The sequence below is a fragment of the Bacteroidota bacterium genome (genome assembly GCA_018266835.1).
Lineage (GTDB): Bacteria > Bacteroidota > Ignavibacteria > Tepidaquicellales > Tepidaquicellaceae > JAFDZO01.
This window is the reverse complement of record JAFDZP010000001.1, coordinates 254,890-280,966: the sequence shown is the minus strand read 5'-3', so window position 1 is coordinate 280,966 and position 26,077 is coordinate 254,890. Positions and strand designations below refer to the sequence as shown.

The window sequence follows — 26,077 nt, the reverse complement described above, 5'->3', positions numbered from 1 at the left end:
GGGTCGTAAATTATTTATCCTTTCAATGCAAACTCAAGTTGAACCTGTTTCATAGTGTTTTCTATTTTAACAGGGTCAGTTGAATAAAAAGTTTCGGTGAATTCAGTGTTTCCTTTTCTGAACATCACCATAGTTCTTTGTGTAACTTCCGTAGAAAAATTTTCAGGATTTGCTTCTGCAGTTGAGCCGTCTGTAACAGAAACCAGCTCAATCCCTTGTGGTTCAAGGATTTTAGAATAAAGGTCTCTGATATTTTGCTCCATTAAATCCATGACTATTTTTTATATAGTTTTAAATTTCTGATAGAAAAATATTGTGCCGAAGTTCCTTCACACTTCAAAGTATAAAAATAATAAGCAAAATCACGATTAGAAGGCAAAACTACATCCATAGTTTTTAAGCTGTCATTTATCCCTGTATCTCTGAAAGTGTAAATTGCAGTTACGCCTTCTCCAGTCGAATCGTAAATTTGCAATTGATAAGGAGCTGTATTTCCGGATGAACCTTTATAAAGAAAAGTTATTATAGTTGTATCCCGGTCTGTAAAATTTAATTGACCGCTTCCTAATGGTCTTGTTTTAGTTGCAGAACCTGAATCGCTGATAGAAATATCATCCGCCAGTACACTTCCCATTAATGTGGGTTCAGATGTTAAGGGAGGATTAACTGTGCCATTATCGCAGCTTGCAAATGCGATACTGAATAAAAAAACAACAATGAAATAATTTTTCAAAATTTACCTCTGTTTTGGGATTAGTTTTTATCTAATTTAACCTATTAACACTCTAAAAAAAAGTATTATTTCAATCTATGAAACATTCAGAACATAAGATTTCAGGTATTTAGTTTCCCCCATCGAAGGAAGAACAGGATGGTCATAGGATGTACTCTTCATATCAAGAATTTTTATTCTTTTCTTAGCAGCAGATGCAGCCTTCATTAACATAATTTCAAAATTTCTCTCGTCTATATGATGTGAACATGAGAATGTGAATAGAATTCCATTTGGCTTCAGCAATCTCATCGCCTTGTAATTTAGTTCTTCATAACCTTTCAATGCAGGTATAACATTTTTCTTGTTTTTCGTAAATGAAGGAGGGTCAAGAATTATTACATCGTATCTTTTGCTATCCTGAAATATATCATTATAAAATTCGAATACATCTTTACAGATGAACTCTATATTTTTAAACTTGTTAAGCTTTGCATTTTCATTCGACATAATTATTGCATGCTCGGATGAATCAACAGCTATTACACTTTCTGCTTTAGCATAAGCCGCATTAAGCGCAAAGCCTCCTTCATTGCAGAATAAATCCAGAACATCATCCCCTTCCCTTACATATTCGCGGATAAGTTTTCTATTTGCCGCCTGGTCAAGATAAAATCCTGTCTTCTGCCCGTTTTGCAAATCGAGTTTATACTTTATGTCATCAATGGTCAGTACGAACGTTTTATCATCGGAATCAGTATAGTCCAATAGAATTTTTTCTTCCTTGGAAAGACCTTCAAGAACTCTCAGCTCATTATCATTTTTTTCAATTATGAATTTTGCTTTGAAGTTCTCCTTTAGGATTTCTACAATATCATTTTTGAACAATTCCATACCGACTGAAAAAATCTGAATAGAATACCTGTCTTCGAATCTGTCAATTATTAAACCTGGAAGATAATCGCTTTCACTGTTAACCATTCTGTAAATGTTATTCTCACGATTTACTTTCTTCCTCTGAGCATTGGCATTATTAATTCTTTTATATAGAAATTTTCTGTCTATATCTTCTTTGAAATCAGTTAAGTGCCTGTAAGCAATAAGCGAGTGTTTATTATAAAATCCCTTGCCGAGATATTTATAGTTGTATGTATATAAGTCCACGACTTCGCCGTTCTTGTTCAGCTCTTCCACACGTTCAATCTCGTTACTGAAAATCCACTGATGACCTAATGCAAGTCTTCTTTCTTCGTTCTTCTTAATATATAATTTTGCCATTGTATTGTCTTTCTAGTTTTCTTTCTAATTTAACTTTTCAATTCTAATTTCGTTCATGCACTTAAAATGTCCTAACGGACATGACGGCAAACCGATATGTGTGCAAGGCCTGCACTTTAAATTTTCATTTTCAAATACTGCTGATTCTTTCAGCTGAGGGAAAAATCCAAACTCCTTCACAGTTGAACCAAATATAGCTCTGACTTTTTTACCAAGCATCTCTGAAATATGAAGAATAGCACTATCGTTTGTAATAACAAACTCAGAATTATAAATTACGTTTGCAAGTTCAGGATAACTAAGCTTGCCGCATAAATTTATAGCAGCTGTTTCTTTCGCGATGTATGAACAAATGCTTTTATCCTTATCACTTTCATCTCCAACTAAAATAACTTTATAATTAAATTTTTTAATCAGCTCAACAAATTTTTCTTTTGGATAAGTCTTTGTAAAATGTTTTGATGAAGGGGCGATAACTACGTAATCAAACTCATATTTTTTTTCTCTGTCAAACTTAAGTTCACTAGAAGTGTATTCTGAATACTTGCTTGCAAAACTATTTCCCAATGCCTTAATGTACTTTAGATAGACAGGAATAATCTCTTTAAACAGATTTATCTTAAACTTAACAAGCAAAAATTTCTTCATCGTTTCTTTCTTGTATCTCTCAACATTTAAACCTGAAAACAACGTCAGCAATATACTCCTGAAATTCTTATGTATATCCAATACTAAATCATATCCGCCGCTTTTTATCTCAGCCTTCAAATCACTTAAAGGCTGTCCATCAAATAAAATTATTTTTGAAATTAAAGGATTAAGTTCAAGAATTGGTTTATATGCAGATTTAGTCAGATAGTGTATTTCAGCATCCGGATACTCTTTATTAAGAGCATTTATCAGAGGAAAAGAAAGTATAATATCACCTAATGAGGAAAATCGTATTATCAGAATTTTTTTCATAGCATTGTCTCAATTGCAAGCAGAAAACTATTCTACGTTTTCACTTTCAGGTTCTTTTGCTTCTTCAATTTTTACAGGTGCAATATCAATATTGGTTTCTATAAACTGATGAGTAAAATCTTCTACGTTAATATTATCTTTTAAGTGCTGGATAAAATCCATTCCGTATTTATTCAGAAAATAAATAATGTTCAGACTTCTTTCCTGCAAAATGTTATCAGGAAATATCACAGATAAAATTTTATTTAATTGCTTTGTAACGATTTCATTCTGATTTAAATATGACGTCATAAACTTATCCTTCAGCATATTAATCGAATCTTTGTACTGCTGATCTTTTTTATCAAGAGTGTTTACAAGATTTTTATCAATGCTCTCCAACTTTTGCTTGAACTGATAAAATATCCCGTTAAGTTCATCAACATAACTTGTGAATAATTCTTCTATATTCATCTCCGAAAATTTTTCTACCATTCTTCTTGCCGTGTCTTTCGGATGGAATAAATCTAAAATCTTTAATTTATTTTTCTCAAGGAATGTTTCAACTCTTTTTTCAATAACAGTTATTGATGTTCTAGGATAAATAACCGGCATCGGCGTTTCGTAAAAATCGTAAGCATCTTTTATCTGCGCAAAGTAAGCAACTTCAGACGGCCCGCCGACATACGCAATCGTAGGTAAAATTGTATCCTGGCAAACAGGACGAAGAAGAACATTAGGGCTGAACAGTTCAGGATTCGTGTTCAATATGAGCATCATTTCATCACGTGAAAACTTCTGACGGGAATTTTTCAAAGCGTAATTTTCACTATCCTTCGGTTCAATTAAATATCTGTTGCCGTTATGAGTATAAAATAAATTTATTGGTTTAGGTTTTATAACAGGATCATATTCATGTTCCATCTCAGCGGAAGAAATTATAACTTTTTCACAAAGGGCAGGATATGTCGCAAGCTCCTTTTTAAAAATTGATATCAGCGGACGCTTCAGATCTTTTTCGGAAGGGTCCATAAAAATAAGACCTTCATCTTTTAAGAAGTAATTCAGAAGTCGTGCGAATGCTGTTTTTAAATCAATGCCGACTTTATACGAACGGTTTATGTAATCAAAAACTGTATTTGTGAAATCCGTCTCAACAAGGTTACTTCTTATTTCATTTTTGAAATCTTCAATTTTTTCATCGAGAATTATCGTGCCTGTCGGCTTTATATATTTTTCCAGCTCGCCATCAGCTCCGAAGTAAGCAATGTTCTTAACTTCGTTTTCTTTGGTAAGAAGATTGATATTATTTATTTCCAGAAAGTCGTGGTCTTCGCACTCAAGCCAGAACACAGGTACAAAATTATAATCCTTAAATTTATGATTAAGCTTATTTGCAAGCTGAACTGTATTAAGAGCTTTTAAAATTGTGTAAAGCGGTCCACTAAGCATACCAACCTGCTGCCCTGTTACAATGGCAAATGTATTAGAGCTTTTCAGAAGCTCAATATTTTCGTAAGTCTTTTCAGTTGAATTGAAAAATTTATTCTGCGTAGTTAATACTCTGCAAAGGTCATCACGTGTAAAATCAGAGTCCTTAAGATAAGTATTTTTCTTTTTTATGAGAGCATTTAAGAACTCATTATCATCACGGTAATCGTACTTATAGTAATTTTTTATCTTGTCAAAATCATCAATGTAATCCAAAAAAAGATTATTGAAATCCGGCAGATTATTATATGGAAGACTTTTCAAATTTCCTTGCAATTTTATTAAATTTAGTAGCAAAAATTACGCATTAATATTGAAATATAATAGGCAGTATTGGCTTCATTTTTCGCTGATTTTACTTCAATATCTATTTTTTTCCACTTTAATAATCATATTTTTTAAGTAATCTTGCATTACCCCATTTTTAACTAATTAAACCAAAGAGATGATAAAATTTTTCCTGGCAATATGCCTATCCCTCACTTTTTTGAATTCGTTCGCTAACTATTCCACTCCCGGAACAGGCAAAAGATGGGACTTAGACAGTCTCGTTGCAAATTCCGGCGGCAATGTGACCTTTTCAAGCAACACATACTTCGTTAACGATTCCATAAACATCACTGCAAGTGATACGATTTTTATTACAAAAAATGCTACTTTAAAATTTGCACAGGGAGTATTCATAGATATATTCGGAGTACTTAGAATTGCACCTCCGGACTCAGTAAAAATTACTGCTGCTGATACGTCATTAAAATTTCTTGGATTAAAATTTGAAGACCAGGCTGACGGCTCATACATGAAAAAAACAATTTTTGAATACGGCAATGCAATCAGAATGCTTGACTGTGATATTTTAATCGATAGCTGCATTATAAGAAATAATAATCTCAACAGTTCATTTTCATCAAGTGGAGTAATTTCATTCTTTCGTTCAAACTCAACGGTTTCCCACTGTAAAATTTTCAATAACAGAAGCGCTGCTCTTCAAAGCGGAGCAAATATTGCTTCATCGGGACAAATATTGTTTAATGAAATTTTTGATAACGTTACTGCAAACGGAAACTCGCCGCAGATAAACTGGGGCGCAACTAACGTAACTCCCCCCATGGTAATACGAGGCAATATAATCAGCGGAGGATTATATACAAATGCCGGAGGTATTTCATTTCTTCCGATTGGTTCCGCGAACATCGTGATCGAAAATAATGTGATAAGAAAAAACCGTTACGGAATTGCATTTGCTGCATCAACAATTACTGCATATGTGAACAACAACATTATTGATACAAACAATATTCAGGGAAGCCCGACACTCGGCGGCAGCGGAATAAACTTCAACTCCCCCACTGCAATGAGTGTTATCTGTACACGAAATAAAATCCGCGGCAACTTATGGGGTATTACAATACAGGGCGGCGCAAAACCCAACCTTGGAAACATCGGCAATTCAGATACAACTGATGTCGGTTTAAATCAGCTTTACTGGAACAGCAATACAGGGCAGATTTATGATTTATACAATAACACAAAAGACTCAATCAAAGCTGAAAATAATTACTGGGGAACAGCGAATTTAGATTCAATTGAAGCACACATATTTCATAAACCTGATTTAGATTCTTTGGGATTTGTAGATTATCTCCCAATAAGAACTGTTACATCTATCGGTGCATCAAATACTGCTTCACTTGTTAACGGATTTAAATTGTATGATGCTTATCCAAATCCTTTTAACCCAACAACAAGCATTTCATTTGAAATCAGTAAAAAGATGAACGTTGTTTTAAACATTTATGATTTAACAGGTAAACTTATACAGACATTGTTTAACGGAGTTCGTGAACCGGGCAAATATGAAGTTCAGTTTAATGCCGAAAATCTTTCAAGCGGAATGTATTTTTACCGGATCGAATCAGAAGGAATTACTGAAACAAAAAAATTAATGCTATTAAAATAATTCACCCCAAATTATAAGTAGTTAATGGATAAAAAGAAAACCGTCTTTGCCATAGTTCTGGTTGCAGCTTTAGGTTACTTCGTTGATATATATGATTTAATTCTTTTCAGCATAGTGAGAGTTGCTTCATTAAAATCACTCGGAGTTCCTGACGGACAAATGCTTGATACCGGTGTTATGCTTCTTAATATGCAAATGGGTGGAATGCTCGTCGGCGGAATTTTATGGGGAATTCTCGGCGATAAGCGCGGAAGAATTTCAGTTCTCTTCGGTTCGATTTTCTTATATTCATTAGCAAATATTCTCAACGGATTAATAAACAGCGTTGAGCTTTACGCTTTACTTAGATTTATTGCCGGCGTAGGTCTGGCAGGAGAGCTTGGCGCCGGTATTACATTAGTCAGTGAAGTTATGCCGAAAACCAAACGAGGTTACGGAACAATGATTGTTGCGTCAATCGGAGTTATGGGAGCAGTTGCTGCTGCATTGATTGTAGAGCTGACTGAATGGAGAACTTCATATTTCATCGGCGGCGGAATGGGACTCGCGATTTTAATTTTACGGTTCGGAGTATATGAATCAGGCATGTACAATTCAATCAAACAGGCATCACATATCGGTAAGGGTGAGTTCTTAAAATTATTTACCGATAAAGGAAGATTTTTAAAATATTTATACTGCATTTTAATTGGGCTACCTCTTTGGTTTGTTGTGGGGATTTTAATTACTTTCTCCCCTGAGTTTGGCAAAGCTTTTGGAATAGCAGAACCAATCTCCGCAGGTAAATCAATTATGTTTTGTTATATAGGATTGGTGTTCGGTGATATCTTCAGCGGAACATTAAGCCAGATTTTGAAGTCACGCAAGAAAGTCCTTTACATTTTTTTAACAGCTACATTTGTTTGCGTTTGTATTTACTTGTTTCTCAACAACTCAAGCACGTTTTATTTTTATGGAGTGTGTGTTTTAATTGGAACTGCAGTCGGTTACTGGGTGATATTTGTAACGAACTCTTCGGAACAGTTCGGAACAAATTTACGTTCAACAGTTACTACAACTGTTCCTAATTTTATCAGAGGCAGTGTAATACCATTAACACTTTTGTTTCAGGCATTGAAGCCTGCGCTAGGAATAAAGTATGCAGCTTTTGCTATAGGAATTGTAACAATAATTATTGCCATCTGGGCAACAAGTAAGCTTGAAGAAACTTACGGCAAAGATTTAGATTACACAGAAATAACTTAACCCATTATCAACTTAAACAGAAAATGAAATTAATTAATAACAATCAGATTACCGATGCAACTTTAAATCTTGCCTTGGAAGAATGGGCTGTAAGAAATCTTGATTTTGAAAAAGATGACTATCTGCTTTTTTACATTAACCGGAATGCAATTATCATAGGTAAACACCAAAATACAATTGAAGAAATAAATTCGGAGTATGTTAAGAAGAAAGGAATTCAGGTTGTACGCAGAATTTCCGGCGGCGGCGCTGTTTACCATGATGACGGGAATTTAAATTTTAGCTTCCTCACAAAATTCTCACAGGATAGCATTCATAATTTTAAAAAGTTTACCGAGCCTGTAATAAAAACTCTGAATGCAATCGGAGTTAAGGCTGAGCTAAACGGCAGAAATGATATTACTGTTGATGGTAAAAAGATTTCCGGCAACGCTCAGTTTTCCAATACAAAGGCTATGTTCAGCCATGGAACAGTTTTGTTTAATTCAAATCTTGATGACGTAGTCGAGGCATTGAATGTTAAGATAGATAAAATAGAAAGCAAAGGAATAAAATCGATAAGAAGCCGTGTCGGTAATATCACAGAATATATGAATCAGAAAATGAATATATTCGATTTTCGTCAGAAGCTTATAGAGTCAATTTTTCAACAGGGAGAAAACTATCCTGTTTACAATCTTCATAAAAAAGAATGGCAGGAAGTTTATGATCTAGCAAATTCAAAGTATCGTAACTGGGACTGGAACTACGGCCGCTCTCCTGAATTTAACATACAAAAAATTAATCGCTTCGATTTCGGACAGATTGATGCGCGCATTGATGTTAAAGATGGAGTGATACAAAATTTAAAAATCTATGGTGATTTCCTTGCTCATGGTGATACAAATGAAATAGAGTCCAGATTAATCGGTAAAAAATACAAAGAAGATGAGATGGCTGAAGCCCTTACTGAGATCGACATGAATCACCATTTAGGAGAAATAAGCAAAGAGGATTTTGTAAAATTTCTGTTAGCTTAACCTTTCAGCTTTTTCAGTATTTCATCAGATAAATTTTCGGAATAAGCACCGTAACTTGTCACCAATGTTCCTTTTAATCCTGATTTTGATTCTATTGCATACACAGTTGATTCATCATCGGGATTTGAATCCCCTTCATATCTGTATATTGCAGTTATCTCAAATTCATCATGATTAAATTTTCCCTGATGGCAGACAATACAATTCTCCTCTAAATTAAAATCTGTGGTGTATCCTTCCGCTTTTAACTTATCAAGAGCTTCTTTTGCATTTGCGTAATAAACTTTAGGTTTCATTATTCAGTATTGAAATTTTTGATTCAAGTTTGCTTTGCATCAGTTTTGCAATTGTTTCAGCTTTCGAAATTGCTTCCGATGCTTTTTCTCCTATGAAATTTTCGTTAATTGTATCCTTCCATAATTTTAACCAGCGTTCAAAATGCACAGGCTCAAGTCTTGCAAGTTTATTCAGTTCGATATGTTTGATCATTGGATTTCCTTTATAAGAAGCTTTGCCGAACAGAACGGTTTCCCAGAATGAATTCATAATCGGGATATGAACATCCCAGTCAAAATTAACAACGATTGTAAAGAACTTCCCTATCAATTCATCTTTTACAACCTTCTTATAAAACTCATCAACAAGAAATTCAATATCATTTTTATTTTCTAGGTCTTTCATAATTACCCTTGTGTAAGCAGGCACAAACTATCCTGCATAGCTTCAACTGAATGAGTTGAGTTTACAGGAATATCAACTTCATCATATTGTTCAAGTTTTACTTCCCTTTCATTTTCACGATAAATTACTTCTCCGGAAAGTACAGTTAGTTTAGATGGCAAATGTGCCTGATGGTCCTTTAATTTCATTCCGGCTTTGAATCCCATTGCAAGAACTCTGAAATGCTCTCCGCTGTGTAAAGCTTTTGCTACAGGGTGAAGTGAAGTTTTCAGCTGTTCCATAATCTCTTTTATTATCATAATTAATCCTTAACTTTCTTTTTTGATGCTACTTTTTTGACTGATACATTATTATATGCAGCTTTTAATGCATTATTAAAAATTATTTTTTTAACTCTTACTAAATCAAACATCGTCGCTCCCTGAGTTCCCCAATATCCTTTTACCGGATAAATAATTTCTGAATCATAAGCCATAAATATTGATTGATCCGATTCGGATAATTTCAGCATCACAATATTTTTATCAGTGTGAATCGTCATGAATATTTTCTTTTTAAAACGGAAAGAAGGCATTCCGAAATGATCCTGTTCGGTTACATCAGGAAATGATAAGGCAAGTTTTCTGCATGTTTCAATATTAACCATTAGCAGATTTAAGTGAATTCTCCGCTAAGAATACTTAGCGGAGATTATACTTTAATTGAAATTACGGAAGCATAACTGCAGCAGAGATAACTGTAGTCCAGAGACCGTTCTTATCGCCTTCTGCAGATTGCGTTACGTTAAATGTTTTGAATATCTTACCGCTTTGCTTGTAAACATTTTCTCTCTCATTCCATGCAGTTTCAGAATCGAACTCAACACCTAATGTTGTTGCAAGCATTGTTGCTGCTAAGTCTTCTGCGTATTCACCTGCAACTTTTTCCGGCTCACCGAATGGATGGTGCTCGGAAATATATCCATAGTGACTGTCATCAGACGGTAGCGCTACGCCGATTGATGTAGCTATCAGTCTGTTTGGTTCGTTTGTGAAGTTCCTTGCCATTACGCAAAAAGTAATTGCACCGGGTTCAAGCAATTGTGTTGCCTGTTCTTTTGTAATTCTTTTGCATCCCGATGGATATATACTCGATACCATTACAAGATTGCATTTTTCAATCCCCGCCTGTCTCAACGCTAATTCAAATGATTGTAAGTAGTCTTTGTGTCTTCCGACACCTTTTGTAAAAAATATTTTAGTTGGCTTGAACAATTTATCGCTCTCCCTTGTGTTTGCTTATTGTGAAATGATGTAATTTAATAAAAATAAATATTAGATATTATAAAGATTGTATTACTTTTTTAGTTAACTTTTAGGAATTTCCTCTTACCGACTTTCATAGTAAAACTTCTGTCCTTACCAATGATTGCATTCACATCGCTGATTTTCTCGCCGTCAATGCTAACTGCCGAGGCTTCGATCAGTTTTCTTGCTGCCGAATTTGAATCTGCCATTTTATTGCTCACCATAAGATTGATAAGCTTCACATCTTCATCGAGCTTTACTTCCGGAATGTCATCAGGAATTTCCTTCTTAATAAAAATCTTATCAAACTCCTCTATAGAATTCTTTGCAATGTCTTCATCATAGTACAACTTCACAATTTCATATCCGAGCTTTCGTTTGTAATCTCTCGGGTTCTGTGTAATTTTATCTTTTATTTCCTTTAATTCATTTACGGAAATTTGTGTACCAAGTTCAAAATATTTATAAATTAATGAATCTGGTATTCGCATAGTCTTGCCGAAAATATCCTTCGGGTCTTCACTTATTCCTATTGCATTATCCAGTGACTTGCTCATCTTCTCGCTGCCGTCAATTCCTTCAAGAAGCGGCATCGTGATTACAACCTGCGGCTCTTTGCCGTATCTTTTCTGAACATCTCTTCCAACAAGATTATTGAACTTCTGGTCAGTGCCGCCAAGCTCAACATCGGAATTAATAGCATAAGAATCATATCCCTGCATTAATGGATAAAGCATTTCATGAAATGCAATTTCAGCCTGTTCGTTAAGTCTGTTAGTAAAATCGTCTCTCTCTAAAATTCTTTGTACAGTGAACTTTGACATCAACTGAATAAGCTGCTTTAGGTCAAGTTTAGAAAGCCATTCTGAATTATAAACAATTTTTGTCTTGTTCTTATCTAAGATTTTTGTTGCTTGTTCGTAGTACGATTTTCCGTTTTCAATAGCTTCTTCATGTGTAAGCTGCGGGCGAGTTTTCTTCTTTCCTGTTGGGTCACCAATCATTCCTGTATAGTCACCAATAATTAATATAGCAGTATGCCCGAGTTCCTGAAACTGCTTCAATTTATTTAATACAACTGCATGACCAATATGTAAATCAGGACGTGACGGGTCAGCACCCAGCTTAATTGTTAAAGGGTTTTTCTTAGCAATGGACTTCTCAATTTTTTTTACCAGTTCATCTTCGGGAATAATTTCAACTGTTCCGCGTTTTATAACATCTAACTGTTCATTTAAAGAAGGAAAATTCATTTATAGTTTGATTCTCTTTAGTTTTAAATCTGTTTCCCGCGCTTTGATTGACTCGCGTTTATCGTAAAGCTTTTTACCTCTGCCTATACCGAGTTCAACTTTTACTTTTGAATTCTTGAAATACATCTTCAATGGAATAAGCGTCAATCCTTTTTCTGTCAGAGCTTCTTTTATCTTCTTAATTTCTTTCTTATGAAGGAGAAGCTTTCTGTTTCTGACAGGTTCATGGTTGTTTATATTTCCGTACTTATACTCATTAATATTTGCGCCAATAAGAAATACTTCATCTTTAATTACACGAGCATACGATTCAACAATGCTAACCTTAGCGTCACGAAGCGATTTTACTTCAGTTCCTTCGAGTGAAATTCCAGCTTCATACTTATCAAGAATTGCGTACTCGAAATTAGCTTTACGGTTATTGGTAATTATTTTAATTTTATCGGTATCAGACATATAACCACAATTTTAACTGTATGACTATTATTCTATTGGGAATAAAAATTTGACAGGTTATCGAAATTACCCATATTTAAGAGTTTAATCAATTTATAAATAATTACTATATGAAAGTTTTCCAGATACCCGTTACTCCGTTTGCAATGAACTGCTACATTTACTTCGATGAAATTTCGAAAGAAGGAGTTATTTTCGACCCTTCGGCATACACCCCGGATGAAGAAGCACAAATCAAAAAAGTCATCGAAGATAACGGCATAAAAATTAAAAACATTATCAACACTCACGGACACATCGACCATATTATGGGCAACAAGTTTGCAAAGGACTATTTCAACGTGCCTATCTTAATGAATGAAAAGGATATGGTATTTTATAAAAATGTAGATAAGCAGAAAGAACTATACGGACTTGACTTCCCTTCTCTTCCACCTGTTGATGAATTCATTGACGAGAACAGCAAAATACAGTTTGCAGGAATTGAATTCAAAATCCTTCACACTCCGGGTCATTCACCGGGAAGCCTGACGTTCATTGATGATACAAACAAGAATATTTTTAGCGGTGATGTGATCTTTAAAGATTCAATCGGCAGAACGGACCTGCCTTATGGGGATACAAACGAACTTATGAATTCTATAAATAATGTTCTCTTTCCGGAAGTTCAGGATGATTATACAATTCATCCGGGACACATGGAAATTACTACCGTAGGGCGGGAAAAAGAATTCAACCCATTCTTATGAATGGGTCGAAATAAGAATCAATTAATAAAACTTAGTTATTTACTTTAAAACCTTTTGCAATCTTATCGAAATCTTTTTCAGCAGTCGGAAAATTGGTTATCGATGTAATGAATCTTAACATATAAGTATAATTCTGCTTATCGGTATTCTGTGTTCTGTAATAAAAGATCTTTTCGCCGAATTCACTATCCTTATAAACTGCGCTTCTGCCTTCACCGCCTGAAACTGTAAAGTTTGAATAATCACCGCTTCTCTTGGGAATGTTCAGCGTCATATCTTTTTCGAGCGTGTAAATCAAATCATCAAGACTCTTTACTGATTCAACTTTAAATGCCAAAAGCATTATTGCATCCTTACCGTCTTTCTTATCGAAGGTATATGATATCGCATCCTTATTCGTTGTTTCTTCTGTTTTGGATTTCTTCCAGTCAGAGCTTAACGCCAGCTTGAATGCATAATTATTATCCGAAACATCTGCCGACTGCGCGTAAATGTTTTGGATAAAAACTACTGAGAGAAGAAACGTTAACATTATTAAAACTTTTTTCATGAATTATCTCCTGTGTATTTTTTAAGTATAAAATTTAAAATTAGTATTGCAGCTTTGCTTTAATTTCCTGATATCTTTCAGGGAACAATCCCTTTGTTGAATCAGGCCTCGGAACAATTTTACTGAGATCCATATATGCATTGTCAATTCTATCCTGAGCAAGAGGATGTGTTGCAAGCAGTCTTTCAAGTCCGCCGGGTGTTCTGCCTTTTCTTATTTCTTCCTCACGGATTTTATTAAAGAAGAACATTATTCCTCCCGGATAGTACTGCGAGGAACGTAAATATTTTATAGAATAATCGTCCGCTTCAGTTTCATCAGAACGGCTGTTTGCAAGAAAACCAAGTCCTACAAAAAGGTTCGCTGCTATCTCTGCAAACTGATTGGGATTGTTACCAAGCACTAACGAAAGAATCGTACTTACTCCGTAATAAGATGTCAGCCTCTGAGTCATGTGTCTTCTTTCAGCATGGGCAATCTCATGCGCCATAACACCAGCAAGCGCAGCTTCGTTATCTAAAAATTTTATGAGACCTGTATAAATGTAAATATATCCACCTGGAACACAGAACGCATTCACAGTGCTGTCGTCCTGTATCACATCAAACTTATAAGGAAAAACACTTTTGTACTGAATGAGAGAAGAACTGTTTAAAATTCCTCTTCCAATTCCGCTGACGTAACTTCTAACATCGTCGTGCCCTTCCATTATAGGATAATTTTGTCTGTCAGCCCTGATTTGTTTATCAAGATCTCTTCCAATACTTACATCATCACTTACAGAAAACAAATTTGCTCCACAGCTATAAAATACTGAAAAAGTGCAAAGTGTTAAAACAGAAATTATTAAGTAAGAAAGGTTGTGGTTTAGTCTGAATTTCTTTGTTATTTTCTTCATAATATATCTCTATTTGTTATATCCATTTAAACTGAAATTGTTCCTTTTAAATTTCAGAATTACTTATTACTTACCTGTAAACTTTGGTTTTCTTTTTTCCAGAAATGCTGCAACACCTTCTTTAAAATCAGCCGAATTACCCGCTGACTGCTGATGCTGCGCTTCAAGCTCAAGTATATCATTCAATGGCGAGTGAGCAGCCTTCTGCAATAAATCTTTTATCATACCAATAGCAAATGTCGGCTTTGATGCGAAGTTATTCGCGGTCTGTTCAGTTATTTTTTTAAGCAGTGTTCCGTTGCTTACAATCTTGTTTATCAGTCCTAATTCTTTTGCTTCTTTTGCGGTGACTTTATCACCCGTTGCACAGAGCTCAAATGCCTTTGCATAACCTAAAATTTTCAGCAGGTAAAAAGATGAACCGCTATCGGGCACAAGTCCCACATTAATAAATACCTCTATCAATGTTGCGCTTTCAACAGCAATACGATAGTCACAAGCTAATGCAAGCGAAAGTCCCGCTCCGGCAGCTACGCCGTTGATTGATGCAATTACAGGTTTAGGAAGTTCAGTTATTAATCTGATTAAAGGATTGTATCTTTTATCGAGCGCTTCTTTAAAGGTTGATTTTTTATCGGTGAAATCTTTAAGGTCCTGACCTGAGCAGAACGCCTTCCCTGCTCCGGTGATAACAACGCATCTTACATCATCTGCTGCCGCATCGTTTTTGAATGCATCCTGAAGCTCGTAAGTCATCTCATCATTGAAAGCATTATAGACATCGGGACGGTTTAAAGTAATATATAAAACTGAGTTCTTCTTTTCTGTTAGAATGGAATTGTACGCCATTTATTATCTGCCAATTTTGTTTAAAAAGTAAAATACTGCCTCAAAATATAAAATAAATTCATCTGCGTTAAAAGTCGGAAAAAAGTCGGGTTCATATTCAATTACGAGTTTCAAATTACGAATTACGAGTTTAAATTTTTTTCATAAAAGTCGGATTTTGGTCGGGTATTAAAAATTCAATTATTGTTTTTACAACACCGATATTTTTCAATTTGAAAAAAGTCGGGAAATAGTCGGATTAATTTCAACCCCTCGAAATCAAATGTTTATGTTCATCCAGCTCCCCTTTTAATATCAATTCTTTTAACACCTTTGGTTTTATTTCATACTTTTCAATTTCTTCAACAGGTATCCAGTGAAATGATAAATGTTTTTCTTTTGATGAGAATTCAGTTGAAGCAATATTTACAAGGAAAAAATGTTCAAGTGAATGAAGAGGCTTATCATTATATAAAAAGAAATTTTCAATAACGAACAGATACTTTTTAATTTCAATGTCCATTCCGGTTTCCTCTTTATATTCAAGTTTCAGTCTCTCTTCCATTGTCTCTCCCGACTCAAGTTCACCTCCAACCGTTGCATATGTCGGCACTGAATCGTTTAAATCCGTCTGCAAAAGTATTTTATTATCAACGATACAAATGCTTCTTACGCTAACACGGATTTTCTGATATTCACTCATTAAAAATTATTTTAAAAGTTGGATTTTAGTCGGGTTTACCCCACATGTCATTCCCGCGAAAGCGGAAATCCAATCATGAACCAGTTCAAAAGTCGGATTTTGGTCGGATTTCTGTTTCACCGATATTGTTTTTACAACTCCGATATTTCCAATTTGTAAAAAAAGTCGGAAAATAGTCGGGTTTTATTTACATTCAATCATAACTCATAACTCATAACTCATAACTCGCATCTAAAATACTAAACTTAATTTCTTATTCAAATCAAAACTACTCTATTCCTACTAATAGGGAAAAATATTTTAATGCTGATTTAATGTTGATTAATTATTATCGAATTCAGCGCCTTATCAATTCTGGATTCACACTCCCTCAAATGAAACGAATCAAAATCATTTCCGCCTTTAAATCCGGCTATATCTTTCTTCAATTGGTTTAAATATTTGTACGCCATTGAACGCGCATCTTCCGGCATTCCCCCCTGCGGATTTACAAGCATCTCAATCAAAATATCCATGTGAAGTTTTTGCAGCGCTCTTCTGTTTTTTGAAATGGATGATTTTGATTTAACTTCTTTCCATATATTCGAATAAAGAAAATCATTCATCTCACCCAGAGTCAGAATATCTGACGACAAGTTTTCCTGCTCAAGCATCCTTTTCATTAAAATCGGATTGTATAATCTGTACAAAGTGTTTGCCTGTATTGTATAAATAATATCGTTCAGCGGGAAGTCCTGCCTTCCCCTGCTGTTTGCAACAGGCTGAAGCATTTTTAAAAAGTCGGGGCTGAACTTCAGATAATCATCTGCCTCAAATGCATACTTATTTAAAAAATTCAAAGCTGCCATCTGCTCATCATGAGAGACCGGCATCACAGGATATTTATTATCAACTACATCTCCCTGCTTCATTCTGGTAATATATGCGCCGCCGATGTACTTCGACACTATCATTGTGTTTGAAAAATAATCGAAGAGCAGACCTATGAAAACATTATTCAGCTGCGAGTAACTTTCATTGTATGTCGGGAAATATCTTCCGACCTTTCCGAAAAGATTTGTATCAATCTCAATCTTATCCTGCGCATACTTTAACGGCGAACTTCCTAAATCAAATGTCTGTGTTAACGGATCAAGACTCGTCGGTCCGAAGAAACTGTTTATTACATCTTCATCGGTTCCGTAAACTAAATGCGGGTCAGATGAACGTGAAGCTATTGCAATAAGATAAGGAACTTCATCGTCGGACTTTTTTATATTCGGGAAAGATTTGTAGCCGTACTCTATAGCAAAGTAATCATACATCCCAATTGTCGGTGACCAGTAAGTCCCCTGCTTATCTCCGGGAGGAGAAATGTTTGCAGCGTTATAATCCATCACTGAGCCGCCGTTTCCCCACTGATTTGTAAACTCAGGATTTCTTATTTCCTCAAATGTGTATGCTGTCGATGCTTTGAAATTATGCCGCAGTCCCAGTGTGTGCCCAACTTCATGCACAACAAGCTCAGTTAAATAATCGTACACATAATCTTTCGGAATTTCATCAGTGCTCGTAACATTATTATCGACTATATATTTCACTGCGCCTATCAATGCCTGATTTTGTGATAGCGAAGGATACTGGCAGATGTAAAAATTCTTCTTATTAATTTTTTCAAGGACTTTTATTACTTTGTCTCCCTCAAAATTATTTTTATATAATTCATCTTTTGAACTAATAAGACTGAACAAAGTTTTTTCATCCTGTGTAAAACGCAGCGCTTCGGAGTTAATCAATACACTGCTGTTTAAAATTTCTCCAGTGAAGGGATTTGAAACAGAGGGGCCGATGCCTGCAATTCCCGATGTAGAAAACGACTGCCATCTTAATAAATTATACCTGATGTCGTCGGAATCCCACTGGACTGAATCCGGCTGAACGTTACACTGCACTGCATTTTTGTAACCGATTTTTTCAAACGCCTTGTTCCATAGCATCACACCTTTCTTAATAGCATCTCTGTATTCTTTCGGAGTAGCTCTGTCAATCCAGTATACAATCGGTTTTACGGGTTCTGATAACTCATCATTCGGATTTTTCTTCTGAAGATTCCATCGCGAAATATATTTTATCAGCTCACTCTTTCTCATGGGATTTGTATAATCCTTCACCGATGTCTCAAAATATCCCACTCTCGCATCAGATAATCGCGGGATGTAAACATTCACTGAGTCAGGAGATAAATCAATAAGTGAATATCTAATTCTGAAATTAATTGAACGCGAATCCGGTATAGCAGGTACGGGACTCGATGACGTATTAAAAACATAGTTGACCGTTATCTCAATATTCTTCGGAAAAGTTTTCACCTGCTCAATAAAAGTTAAGTCAGAGTTTATTGAGTAATACCCGCCGACTAACTGCTGAAACATGAACTGAAGATTCGGAATATCAGAGGTAAAGTATGAATTTATTTTTGCAATGAACTTAGAGCTGTCCTTATTAAATCCTTCAATTTTCAAAGGACCGAAACGTGAAGTTACATTCTGATTGTAATTGGAAAACTTATTTGTATCGGGAAGAATGAGCTCGTTAATTTTTATGATGTCAAGATTATCATTTCTTCTTTCAAGCTGCAGTGTCATATCACCCATGTCAAGTCCCGCAAAAAATCCAAGTTCATCAATCGATGTAAGGTTAGTCATTTTAAGAAGGAATAACTTTTTATTATATCCTTTCTGAAACTCAAAATAATAGTCACCTTTATCTTTGTAAGTGTTAAATAGTCCTTCAGTCTTTTGTGATTTAGATATAGTGCCTTCGTATCCTTCCTGTGCAAATGTGAAAGCAAAAGGGATTGAGAGTATTACTAATAAAAATAATTTTTTCATTTATATAGTAAATGCGGGTTAATTTTTTGATTCGAGAATTTCTTTTGTTTTTTTATGACGGAACTCAAACATTTTTTCAATCATCTTTTTGGCAAATAAAGCATAAGCAATATCTCCGAGAAATCCGAACGGAAGCTTGTAATCTATTCTGTCAGTCATAATTGTTTTGCCTGCCTGAGTGTCGAAGCAGTGCCGGTGATACCAGTACTTGAAAGGACCTTTGAGCATATAATCACCTATCACTTCATTCTCTTTGTACTGAGTGATTTTTACTTTCCAGTATGATTTAAAAATTCCGAACTGCGTTACATCAAGCTCAACTTCAGAGTTTAAAACCATTGGTAGCTCTATCTTTATAATCTCCGTTTTTACTGATGAAGGAGAAATTAATTTCAAATTATTTGTGTCTGTGTGGAATGCAAAAGCTCTTTCTATCGGGCAATTCATTATCACGCTTTTCTCAAAATGATACATTTTTTTATCGTATATTTTTGTTGTTAATTTAAAGAAATTAACAAAAATCTTATTAATATAGTTACTCGTTAAAGAGCGTTCAATTGCAATAAACATGTTACCAAAAAAAGTTTTAATGTGTAAGCCGGAGTACTTCGATATTAACTACATCGGCAATGAATACATGACAAATCTCAATGCAGATTTTGATAAAGACCTGGCATTGAAACAGTGGAATGATTTAAAATCCACCTATGAAAATCTTGGCTTTGAAGTAAATGAAATCAATCCTGTGAAAGAACTAGTTGATATGGTCTTCACTGCAAATCAGTCGCTTCCTTTCACCGATTCACATGGCAACAAAAAAGTTGTGCTGAGCAAAATGAGAAATTCGCAAAGAGAGGATGAAGTGAAACACTTTGAAGATTTTTATTTGAAGGATGGATATGAAATTATAAAATTACCTGAAGAGATAAGTTACTTTGAATCAATGGGTGATGCAATCATTGATTACAAAAGAAAAATAATTTTCGGCGGCTATGGATATAGAACTCACGAGAACGTTTATGATTTTCTGAAAGAAGTCACGAATTACGAAATTGTGAAAGTAAGACTGATGAATAAATATTTTTATCATCTCGATACTTGCTTTTCTTTACTGAATTCGCACACTGCAATGATTTGCCGCGATGCATTTAGCGAAGATGATTTTAAAAAGCTGACAAATTATTTTACGGATATAATTGAAGTTGATGCAGATGAAAACAAAAGTTCATTTGCCTGCAACTGCCACTGCCCTGACGGACAGAATGTAATTATAGATAAGCGCGCTGAGTTTACAAAAAATATTTTACAGAAAAATGAATTTAATGTCACAACAGTCGATACATCGGAGTTCATGAAATCCGGCGGCAGCGTCTTCTGTATGAAAATGATGTATTTCTGATTTTAAAAAATAATGAGAGATTTTAAATATAAATGGGAAGAATTTAAAAAACTTCCGTTAAGCAAAAAAAAGAAATTACTCATAAGAGATAAGGAGTTGTCTTATCTTATTTTCTCACAGCAGTTTGACAGGGAAAATATTGAAGTTCTATTCAGACTTGCAGATAAAATTCGGGACCTATCAAAAAATAAAGCGGCAGCTGATAAGCTGCAGACTCTACTCTCACACAAACGCGCAACATTATTTTTTTCGCAGCCCTCAACAAGAACGTTCAAATCTTTTTATAATGCCTGCCACATTCTCGGTATAAAAACTACTGAGTTGCGTGACGGAACATCTTCCTCACAGAAAAAAGGCGAATCACCCGAAGACACCATCCTTACATTTGCATCATATACTGATTTAATAATAATGCGCAACAACGAAGAGTGGCTTGCAGAAAAATCTTCGTGGCTGCTGAATAAAAAGAACAGAGTTGTAAAAGTTATCAATGCCGGCTCGGGAAAAGACCAGCATCCGACGCAGTCACTTCTTGATGCATACACGCTTGATATAGCTTTCAAAGATAAAAAAGGAATCGACGGAAAAACAATTGCTATAGTCGGTGATTTGAAACGCGGCAGAGCGGCGCGCTCACTAATTTACATTCTTAAGAATTATAAGACCATAAAATTAATTTTAATATCACCCGATTCATTAAAAATCGAACCTGATGTAAAAAAATTCCTGATAAAAAATAAAATAAAATTTACAGAGACAGATAAGCTGAAAGAAAATCTTAAGAAGGCTGATGTGATTTACATGACGCGCATTCAGGACGAATACGATACAAATAACGAATCAAAAAGTATAGACTACTCAGGATTTCATTTAAAGAAATCTCATTTAAGACTAATCAAAAAAGATGCCATCATAATGCATCCGCTTCCGCGCAGAGATGAAATTGATATTGAAATTGATGATGATAAACGGGCATGGTACTGGAAGCAGGAACGAAACGGCATGTGGGCCAGAGCAGCACTGATAGCTTATATGTTCGGCAAAATGGATGAAGTTATGAGTTATGAGTTCAATTCAGCATTTTGAATTCTGCATTCTGAATTCAGAATTAAGACAGACTCTCTTCAAACGCCTTAAGGAAAATATCTGCTTCTTCCTGCGATAGAATCAACGGTGGCAGGAGTCGCACGCAGTTATTATTGGTAAGATTTACTAAAACTTTCCTCTCAAATAAATTTTCAACAACTTTTTCAGGAATAACTTCACCGAGCTCAACTCCCAGCATCAGTCCCATTCCTCTCACTTCTTTTATTTTATTGGGATATTTCTTTTGTAAATTTAAGATCTCATCTTTCAGATATTTGCCAACGATTTCAGCGTTCTTCATTGCGTGACTTTCGATTTCATCCAGAGTGGCAATGCCGGCTGCGCATGCCACGGGATTTCCCCCGAAAGTTGTTCCGTGTTCACCTGCGTGAAAACAGTCATTGAGATATTCTTTAGCCATAACTGCTGAGACCGGCAGTCCTCCGCCGATACCTTTTGCAGTTACGCATATATCTACATCAGCTTTGTAATGTTGTATAGATAAAAATTTTCCCGTTCGCCCTGCACCGCATTGAATGCAGTCAGCGACAATTAAAAACCCATACTTCGCTTTAAGTTCGTTCAGCGTATCGACAAATACGCAGTCAGCAGTGTAAATGCCGCCTTCTCCTTGAATGAATTCAAGAAAAACTGCCGCAGTGTTTTCGTTCACTGTTCGTTTTAAATCGTCAACTGAATTGTATAATAAGTGATGTACATTTGGCAGAAGCGGTTCAAATCCTTTTCTGTATTTTTCTTTTGTAGTGAGTGATAAGCTTCCGTATGTGCGACCGTGAAAGCCGCCTTTGAAGGAAATTAACTCAGTTTTAGTATGTGAGTTAAAATATTTTCTTGCTAATTTTATTGCGCCTTCAATAGCTTCTGTTCCTGTGGAAGAAAGAAATATTCTATCAAATCCTGATAATCTTAATAATTTCTCTGCAAAATCTATCTGTGTTTCCTGATAAAAATTATTTGAGAGGTGATTGTATTTATGTATTTGCGCAATAATTGCATCGTTTACTTTTGCATTGTTATAGCCGAGTACATTTACGGCAAGTCCGCCGAACATATCCAGGAATTTCCCTTTATCGGTATATAAAAAAACGCCTTCCCCTTTTTCAACAATAAGAGGAAGACGTTTATAAGTCTGGAAAAAATGTTTTTTTTCTTTTTCTGTTAAGTTCAATGTTAACTTTCTTTATTAACTTTCTTTGCCCTCGTTGTAAAGTTCTTTCTGTCCTGTTAACGATTTCAATAATCTCGCAAGAAAATCTATCTGCGCATCAAGCTCTGACTCTGATTTATTATTTACCAATACAAAGTCAGACATTTCAAGTTTATTCTTCTCTTCTATCTGATACTTCATTATATTTTCAACTTCAGATTTCTTCGCGCCGTCTCTCATCATTATTCTTTCAACTCTCGTCTTTTTATTGGCATATATCATTATTACATAATCCAGCTCCTTATCAAGTCCGCTTTCGAAAACTAGTGCTGACTCGACAAGAACAATATCGTAAATACTCTTTTTTGATTCCTTGATTATATAATCAATAACGATAGGATGTACAATCTTATTTACCTTTGCGTAGTTCTTTTTATTTGCAAAAATCACTTCGCGGAACTTTGATAAATTTATTTTGCCCTGATAGTTTAAGATATCTTTGCCGAACTCTTTTACGAGTGCGGCAAGGAGTGTTTTATTTTTTGTATAAAGATTTTTAGCAATTGCATCTGCATAAAAAACCTTAAATCCTTTTTTTGCAAGCTTGTTGCAGACAAAAGTCTTACCTGAACCTATTCCGCCCGTTATCCCGACGATAAGTTTCGTTTTTTGTTTCTTCATTATTTTTTCTGGGGTGTTAGCCATAAGTTAAAAAAACTATTTCGCATATGCAATTGACCTTCTCTCTCTAATCACGTTTACTTTTATCTGTCCCGGATATTCCATTTCTTCCTGAATCTTCTTTGCAATATCATCTGCTAACTGGTCCTGTAATATATCGCTGATTTTTTCCTGCTCTACAATTACTCTTACTTCACGTCCTGCCTGGATAGCATAAGTCTTTGCAACACCTTCGAATGACTTCGCAATGTTTTCAAGTGTCTCAAGTCTCTTTGAATAAGCTTCTACAGATTCGCGTCTTGCTCCCGGTCTAGCGCCGCTGATTGAGTCAGCTGCCTGAACGATAATAGATATCGGATGCTCCATAGGCATTTCGTCATGGTGGGCACCGATTGCATTACAGATAATCGGATGCTCTTTGCATCTCTTAGCTACTTCGTAGCCGAGGATTGCGTGCGGTCCTTCAATACTTCTGTCGATAGTCTTACCAACGTCATGCAGAAGTCCTGCTCTCTTAGCCATATAAGCATCTAAGCCAAGCTCAGCAGCCATAATACCTGCTAAGTAACCGACTTCTATTGAGTGGTTTAACACGTTCTGGCCGTAGCTTGAACGGTATTTCATTCTTCCGATGAGCGTAATTAAATCTCTGTGCATTCCCTGAATACCCATTTCGACAAGTGTATTTTCACCAACTCTTATAATTTCTTCGCTGAGTTCCTTTTCAACTTTAGTTACTACTTCTTCAATTCTTGCAGGGTGAATTCTTCCGTCTGCAATAAGTCTCTCCATCGATACTCTTGCAATTTCTCTTCTGAACGGATCGAATCCTGAAATAATAATTGCTTCCGGTGTATCATCAACAATAATATCAACGCCGGTTGCAGCTTCAAATGCCCTGATGTTTCTTCCCTCTTTACCGATAATTCTTCCTTTCAATTCATCGGAAGTAATCTGCAGTACAGATACAGTTGTTTCAACTGAGTGGTCGGAAGCAGTTCTTTGAATACTTTGTATGATAAGATTTTTTGCAATGCGGTTTGCTTCAAGCTTAGTCTCGTCTCGGACTTCCTGAAATTTCTGTGCGGAGTCAAGTTTAACCTGCTGAAGCAGGCTTTCGAAAAGTTCTTTCTTAGCTTCTTCTTCTGTTAAACCTGAAATTCTCTGAAGTCTGTCTCTTTGTTCGGAAATAACATTTGAAGTCTCTTCCTTTAAGGCTTCAATTTCTTTTTCCTTTTCTTCGAGTTTTTCAATTTTTGAGGTTAGATCTTTTTCAAGATTCTCAACTTTCTTTTCTTTATTTGCTAATTCATTCTTCGCCTGGTCAACTTTACTTTTCTCTTCTTTTAAAGCCTGTTCATTTTTTTCTTTTTCAGCTTTTAATTTCTTTTCATCTTCAATTACATTCTTTTCACGTTCCTTAACCTGTTCATCAAACTCCTGTTTCTTTTTATAGAACTGGTCTTTTACTTCTAAAAGCTTTTCTTTCTTTAAGTTCTGAGCAGCTTTTTCTGCATCCTGTAATAGATTCTTTACTCTTTTTTCACCTTCAGCAACTTTATCTTTTGCCTTGGCTTCTGCTTCCGAAAGAATTTTTTCAGCAACGGTTTGCGCGTCGCCTATTTTGCTTTTGTTCATTTTGGAGTGGAGAGCCCATCCGAGAAAGAACACGAGAAAACTGATAACTATTATTAATGGAATCAGGATATATAATTCATAGACTATTTCCATTATTTCTCCTTAAAAATATGTTGTAAGTACACATTTGGTTTATTTTAAAATTTAAAAAATCGGGCATAAAAAAACCGCACAGACAAATCCTTAGCCAAAGCTTATAAGAAACCCGTTTAAGCATACGGTGGAGGGTGCCACAATGTCGTTTGCTTCCACTGTCCGGAGTTCCCGGGCTAACCCGGCTCCAGATCCTCCGAAGAGAATGAGGCCTGCAATTGACATTTTTTTATGAGCTTACCTTCCTATCTTATAAAAAATGTTGGTTTTTTATAATGGTTTGACTAAGGTGTCTGTGCGGTTTTTAAAAACCTGCTTTTTATGTAAAGAACAAAAAAATAAAATTACAGATATTGATCGAGCAAGTTTGAAAGCTCTTCAATATTTTGATTATATTCTCTTAGTGAGTCCAGATAATCTTCTTCAATTTTATTTCTTATACCTTTTTCCTTAAAATAATCCTCAGCTATATTCAACGAAGAAACTACCGCAATAGTTTCCTCAGTTTGATTTGGCGATTCAGAGTTGATTCTGTTCATAATGTTATCAACGTAATTGGCAATTTTTTCTACCTTTGCAGTGTCTTCACCCTGCAAATTATATTCGCTGTTAAAAATCCTTACTCTGACTTCTTTAGGATTCATAAGTTTTTAAGGTTTTGTTTGGTTGTTCTTAGTCAAACGGTATTAATTTTCCTGGTCGTATTGGTCCAGGTGTACATCAATTCTTGATATTAACTCTTTTATTCGTGAACGGACAATTTCTTTATCCTGTATAGACGATTTTGTATTTTTTTCAGTTAGTAAAACGTTCTTCAAATCGGAAATTTCCTTATCCTTCGTAATCGATTGCGAATTTGCATGCGTTACCTGCAGCTTTAAATCAGTAATTTTCTGGCTCAGCTCTTTTACCTGTTCACGCAGATCTTTATTTTCTTCTTCAACTTTACTTATCTTCGTCAGAAGCATTCTGACTTTTGTTAATAAGCCCTGAATCGATATCCTTAATGAATTCTTAGCTTCATTGATGCTATCTATTGCGCTGTCAGAAAATGGTTTGGACATAAAGTTTTTGTTGAGTTCTCACTAACT

Annotated in this window: 29 protein-coding genes; 6 read left to right on the top strand and 23 right to left on the bottom strand. The window is 35.2% G+C overall.

What is annotated here, in order from left to right; all coding sequences use genetic code 11:
* Positions 1–14: 14 nt before the first annotated feature.
* From JST55_01160 to bshC, 5 genes are all read right to left on the bottom strand, one after another.
* Positions 15–263: a hypothetical protein gene (locus JST55_01160; protein ID MBS1492085.1), complete on the bottom strand. Its 249-nt coding sequence runs from the start codon at positions 261–263 to the stop codon at positions 15–17.
* An 11-nt stretch (positions 264–274) separates the two neighbouring features.
* On the bottom strand, positions 275–733 hold the full coding sequence (locus JST55_01155) for a hypothetical protein (protein ID MBS1492084.1): 459 nt from the start codon (positions 731–733) through the stop codon (positions 275–277).
* Between the two features lie 75 nt (positions 734–808).
* Positions 809–1,990 carry a class I SAM-dependent rRNA methyltransferase gene (locus tag JST55_01150; protein MBS1492083.1) on the bottom strand — a complete coding sequence of 394 codons (1,182 nt, stop codon included), beginning with the start codon at positions 1,988–1,990 and terminating at the stop codon, positions 809–811.
* 24 nt (positions 1,991–2,014) lie between these two features.
* On the bottom strand, positions 2,015–2,953 hold the full coding sequence (locus tag JST55_01145; protein ID MBS1492082.1) for a glycosyltransferase family 9 protein: 939 nt from the start codon (positions 2,951–2,953) through the stop codon (positions 2,015–2,017).
* A 27-nt stretch (positions 2,954–2,980) separates the two neighbouring features.
* Positions 2,981–4,687 (bottom strand): bacillithiol biosynthesis cysteine-adding enzyme BshC, encoded by a 1,707-nt coding sequence (bshC, locus tag JST55_01140; protein ID MBS1492081.1) that lies wholly within the window; start codon positions 4,685–4,687, stop codon positions 2,981–2,983.
* A gap of 181 nt (positions 4,688–4,868) precedes the next feature.
* On the opposite strand from bshC, the gene JST55_01135 reads away from it, so the two are divergent.
* The 3 genes from JST55_01135 to JST55_01125 are packed head-to-tail and all read left to right on the top strand — an operon-like array spanning position 4,869 to position 8,647.
* Positions 4,869–6,383, top strand: a complete 1,515-nt coding sequence (locus JST55_01135) for a T9SS type A sorting domain-containing protein (GenBank protein MBS1492080.1) — start codon at positions 4,869–4,871, stop codon at positions 6,381–6,383.
* Between the two features lie 24 nt (positions 6,384–6,407).
* Positions 6,408–7,628, top strand: a complete 1,221-nt coding sequence (locus JST55_01130; GenBank protein MBS1492079.1) for an MFS transporter — start codon at positions 6,408–6,410, stop codon at positions 7,626–7,628.
* 23 nt (positions 7,629–7,651) lie between these two features.
* Positions 7,652–8,647 (top strand): lipoate--protein ligase, encoded by a 996-nt coding sequence (locus tag JST55_01125; GenBank protein ID MBS1492078.1) that lies wholly within the window; start codon positions 7,652–7,654, stop codon positions 8,645–8,647.
* Here JST55_01125 and JST55_01120 read toward each other — a convergent pair.
* The 7 genes from JST55_01120 to smpB form a co-directional block, all read right to left on the bottom strand.
* Positions 8,644–8,943 (bottom strand): hypothetical protein, encoded by a 300-nt coding sequence (locus tag JST55_01120; GenBank protein MBS1492077.1) that lies wholly within the window; start codon positions 8,941–8,943, stop codon positions 8,644–8,646. The two genes, JST55_01125 and JST55_01120, sit on opposite strands and share 4 nt — an antisense overlap.
* Entirely contained in the window at positions 8,933–9,328 is a 396-nt protein-coding gene (locus JST55_01115) for a group III truncated hemoglobin (GenBank protein ID MBS1492076.1), read from the bottom strand. The genes JST55_01120 and JST55_01115 overlap by 11 nt, the downstream gene beginning before the upstream one ends.
* Before the next feature lie 2 nt (positions 9,329–9,330).
* Complete coding sequence (locus tag JST55_01110) at positions 9,331–9,627, bottom strand: hypothetical protein (protein ID MBS1492075.1); 297 nt, start codon at positions 9,625–9,627, stop codon at positions 9,331–9,333.
* 2 nt (positions 9,628–9,629) lie between these two features.
* On the bottom strand, positions 9,630–9,974 hold the full coding sequence (locus JST55_01105) for an MmcQ/YjbR family DNA-binding protein (protein MBS1492074.1): 345 nt from the start codon (positions 9,972–9,974) through the stop codon (positions 9,630–9,632).
* A 61-nt stretch (positions 9,975–10,035) separates the two neighbouring features.
* Positions 10,036–10,581, bottom strand: a complete 546-nt coding sequence (locus JST55_01100; GenBank protein ID MBS1492073.1) for an arginine decarboxylase, pyruvoyl-dependent — start codon at positions 10,579–10,581, stop codon at positions 10,036–10,038.
* Between the two features lie 89 nt (positions 10,582–10,670).
* Positions 10,671–11,867, bottom strand: coding sequence for a tyrosine--tRNA ligase (locus tag JST55_01095; protein ID MBS1492072.1), 1,197 nt, complete (start codon positions 11,865–11,867; stop codon positions 10,671–10,673).
* Entirely contained in the window at positions 11,868–12,323 is a 456-nt protein-coding gene (smpB, locus tag JST55_01090; GenBank protein ID MBS1492071.1) for an SsrA-binding protein SmpB, read from the bottom strand.
* Positions 12,324–12,433: 110 nt separating this feature from the next.
* Between smpB and JST55_01085 the strand changes: the two genes are divergently transcribed.
* Positions 12,434–13,072 carry an MBL fold metallo-hydrolase gene (locus JST55_01085; protein ID MBS1492070.1) on the top strand — a complete coding sequence of 213 codons (639 nt, stop codon included), beginning with the start codon at positions 12,434–12,436 and terminating at the stop codon, positions 13,070–13,072.
* Positions 13,073–13,103: 31 nt separating this feature from the next.
* Here the strand turns inward: JST55_01085 and JST55_01080 are convergent, their stop codons facing one another.
* The 6 genes from JST55_01080 to JST55_01055 form a co-directional block, all read right to left on the bottom strand.
* A complete protein-coding gene (locus JST55_01080; protein MBS1492069.1) occupies positions 13,104–13,622 on the bottom strand; it encodes a hypothetical protein in 519 nt (172 codons plus the stop codon).
* Positions 13,623–13,662: 40 nt separating this feature from the next.
* Positions 13,663–14,520: a M48 family metalloprotease gene (locus JST55_01075; GenBank protein ID MBS1492068.1), complete on the bottom strand. Its 858-nt coding sequence runs from the start codon at positions 14,518–14,520 to the stop codon at positions 13,663–13,665.
* 66 nt (positions 14,521–14,586) lie between these two features.
* A complete protein-coding gene (locus JST55_01070; protein MBS1492067.1) occupies positions 14,587–15,369 on the bottom strand; it encodes an enoyl-CoA hydratase/isomerase family protein in 783 nt (260 codons plus the stop codon).
* A 244-nt stretch (positions 15,370–15,613) separates the two neighbouring features.
* Entirely contained in the window at positions 15,614–16,051 is a 438-nt protein-coding gene (locus JST55_01065; protein ID MBS1492066.1) for an NUDIX domain-containing protein, read from the bottom strand.
* 311 nt (positions 16,052–16,362) lie between these two features.
* A complete protein-coding gene (locus JST55_01060; protein MBS1492065.1) occupies positions 16,363–18,921 on the bottom strand; it encodes a zinc-dependent metalloprotease in 2,559 nt (852 codons plus the stop codon).
* 18 nt (positions 18,922–18,939) lie between these two features.
* Positions 18,940–19,395, bottom strand: a complete 456-nt coding sequence (locus JST55_01055; protein ID MBS1492064.1) for an SRPBCC family protein — start codon at positions 19,393–19,395, stop codon at positions 18,940–18,942.
* Between the two features lie 94 nt (positions 19,396–19,489).
* Here JST55_01055 and JST55_01050 point away from each other — a divergent pair, with 94 nt between their 5' ends.
* Together JST55_01050 and pyrB are read left to right on the top strand one after the other, a co-directional pair.
* Complete coding sequence (locus JST55_01050) at positions 19,490–20,320, top strand: amidinotransferase (GenBank protein ID MBS1492063.1); 831 nt, start codon at positions 19,490–19,492, stop codon at positions 20,318–20,320.
* Between the two features lie 12 nt (positions 20,321–20,332).
* Positions 20,333–21,406 carry an aspartate carbamoyltransferase gene (pyrB, locus tag JST55_01045; protein ID MBS1492062.1) on the top strand — a complete coding sequence of 358 codons (1,074 nt, stop codon included), beginning with the start codon at positions 20,333–20,335 and terminating at the stop codon, positions 21,404–21,406.
* 22 nt (positions 21,407–21,428) lie between these two features.
* Here the strand turns inward: pyrB and JST55_01040 are convergent, their stop codons facing one another.
* From JST55_01040 to JST55_01020, 5 genes are all read right to left on the bottom strand, one after another.
* Entirely contained in the window at positions 21,429–22,595 is a 1,167-nt protein-coding gene (locus tag JST55_01040) for an acetylornithine transaminase (GenBank protein MBS1492061.1), read from the bottom strand.
* 15 nt (positions 22,596–22,610) lie between these two features.
* Positions 22,611–23,255, bottom strand: a complete 645-nt coding sequence (locus JST55_01035; GenBank protein MBS1492060.1) for a dephospho-CoA kinase — start codon at positions 23,253–23,255, stop codon at positions 22,611–22,613.
* Positions 23,256–23,291: 36 nt separating this feature from the next.
* Positions 23,292–24,986 carry a ribonuclease Y gene (rny, locus tag JST55_01030; protein MBS1492059.1) on the bottom strand — a complete coding sequence of 565 codons (1,695 nt, stop codon included), beginning with the start codon at positions 24,984–24,986 and terminating at the stop codon, positions 23,292–23,294.
* A gap of 344 nt (positions 24,987–25,330) precedes the next feature.
* Entirely contained in the window at positions 25,331–25,630 is a 300-nt protein-coding gene (locus tag JST55_01025) for a cell division protein ZapA (protein MBS1492058.1), read from the bottom strand.
* Positions 25,631–25,672: 42 nt separating this feature from the next.
* Positions 25,673–26,050: a hypothetical protein gene (locus JST55_01020; GenBank protein MBS1492057.1), complete on the bottom strand. Its 378-nt coding sequence runs from the start codon at positions 26,048–26,050 to the stop codon at positions 25,673–25,675.
* Positions 26,051–26,077: the final 27 nt, after the last annotated feature.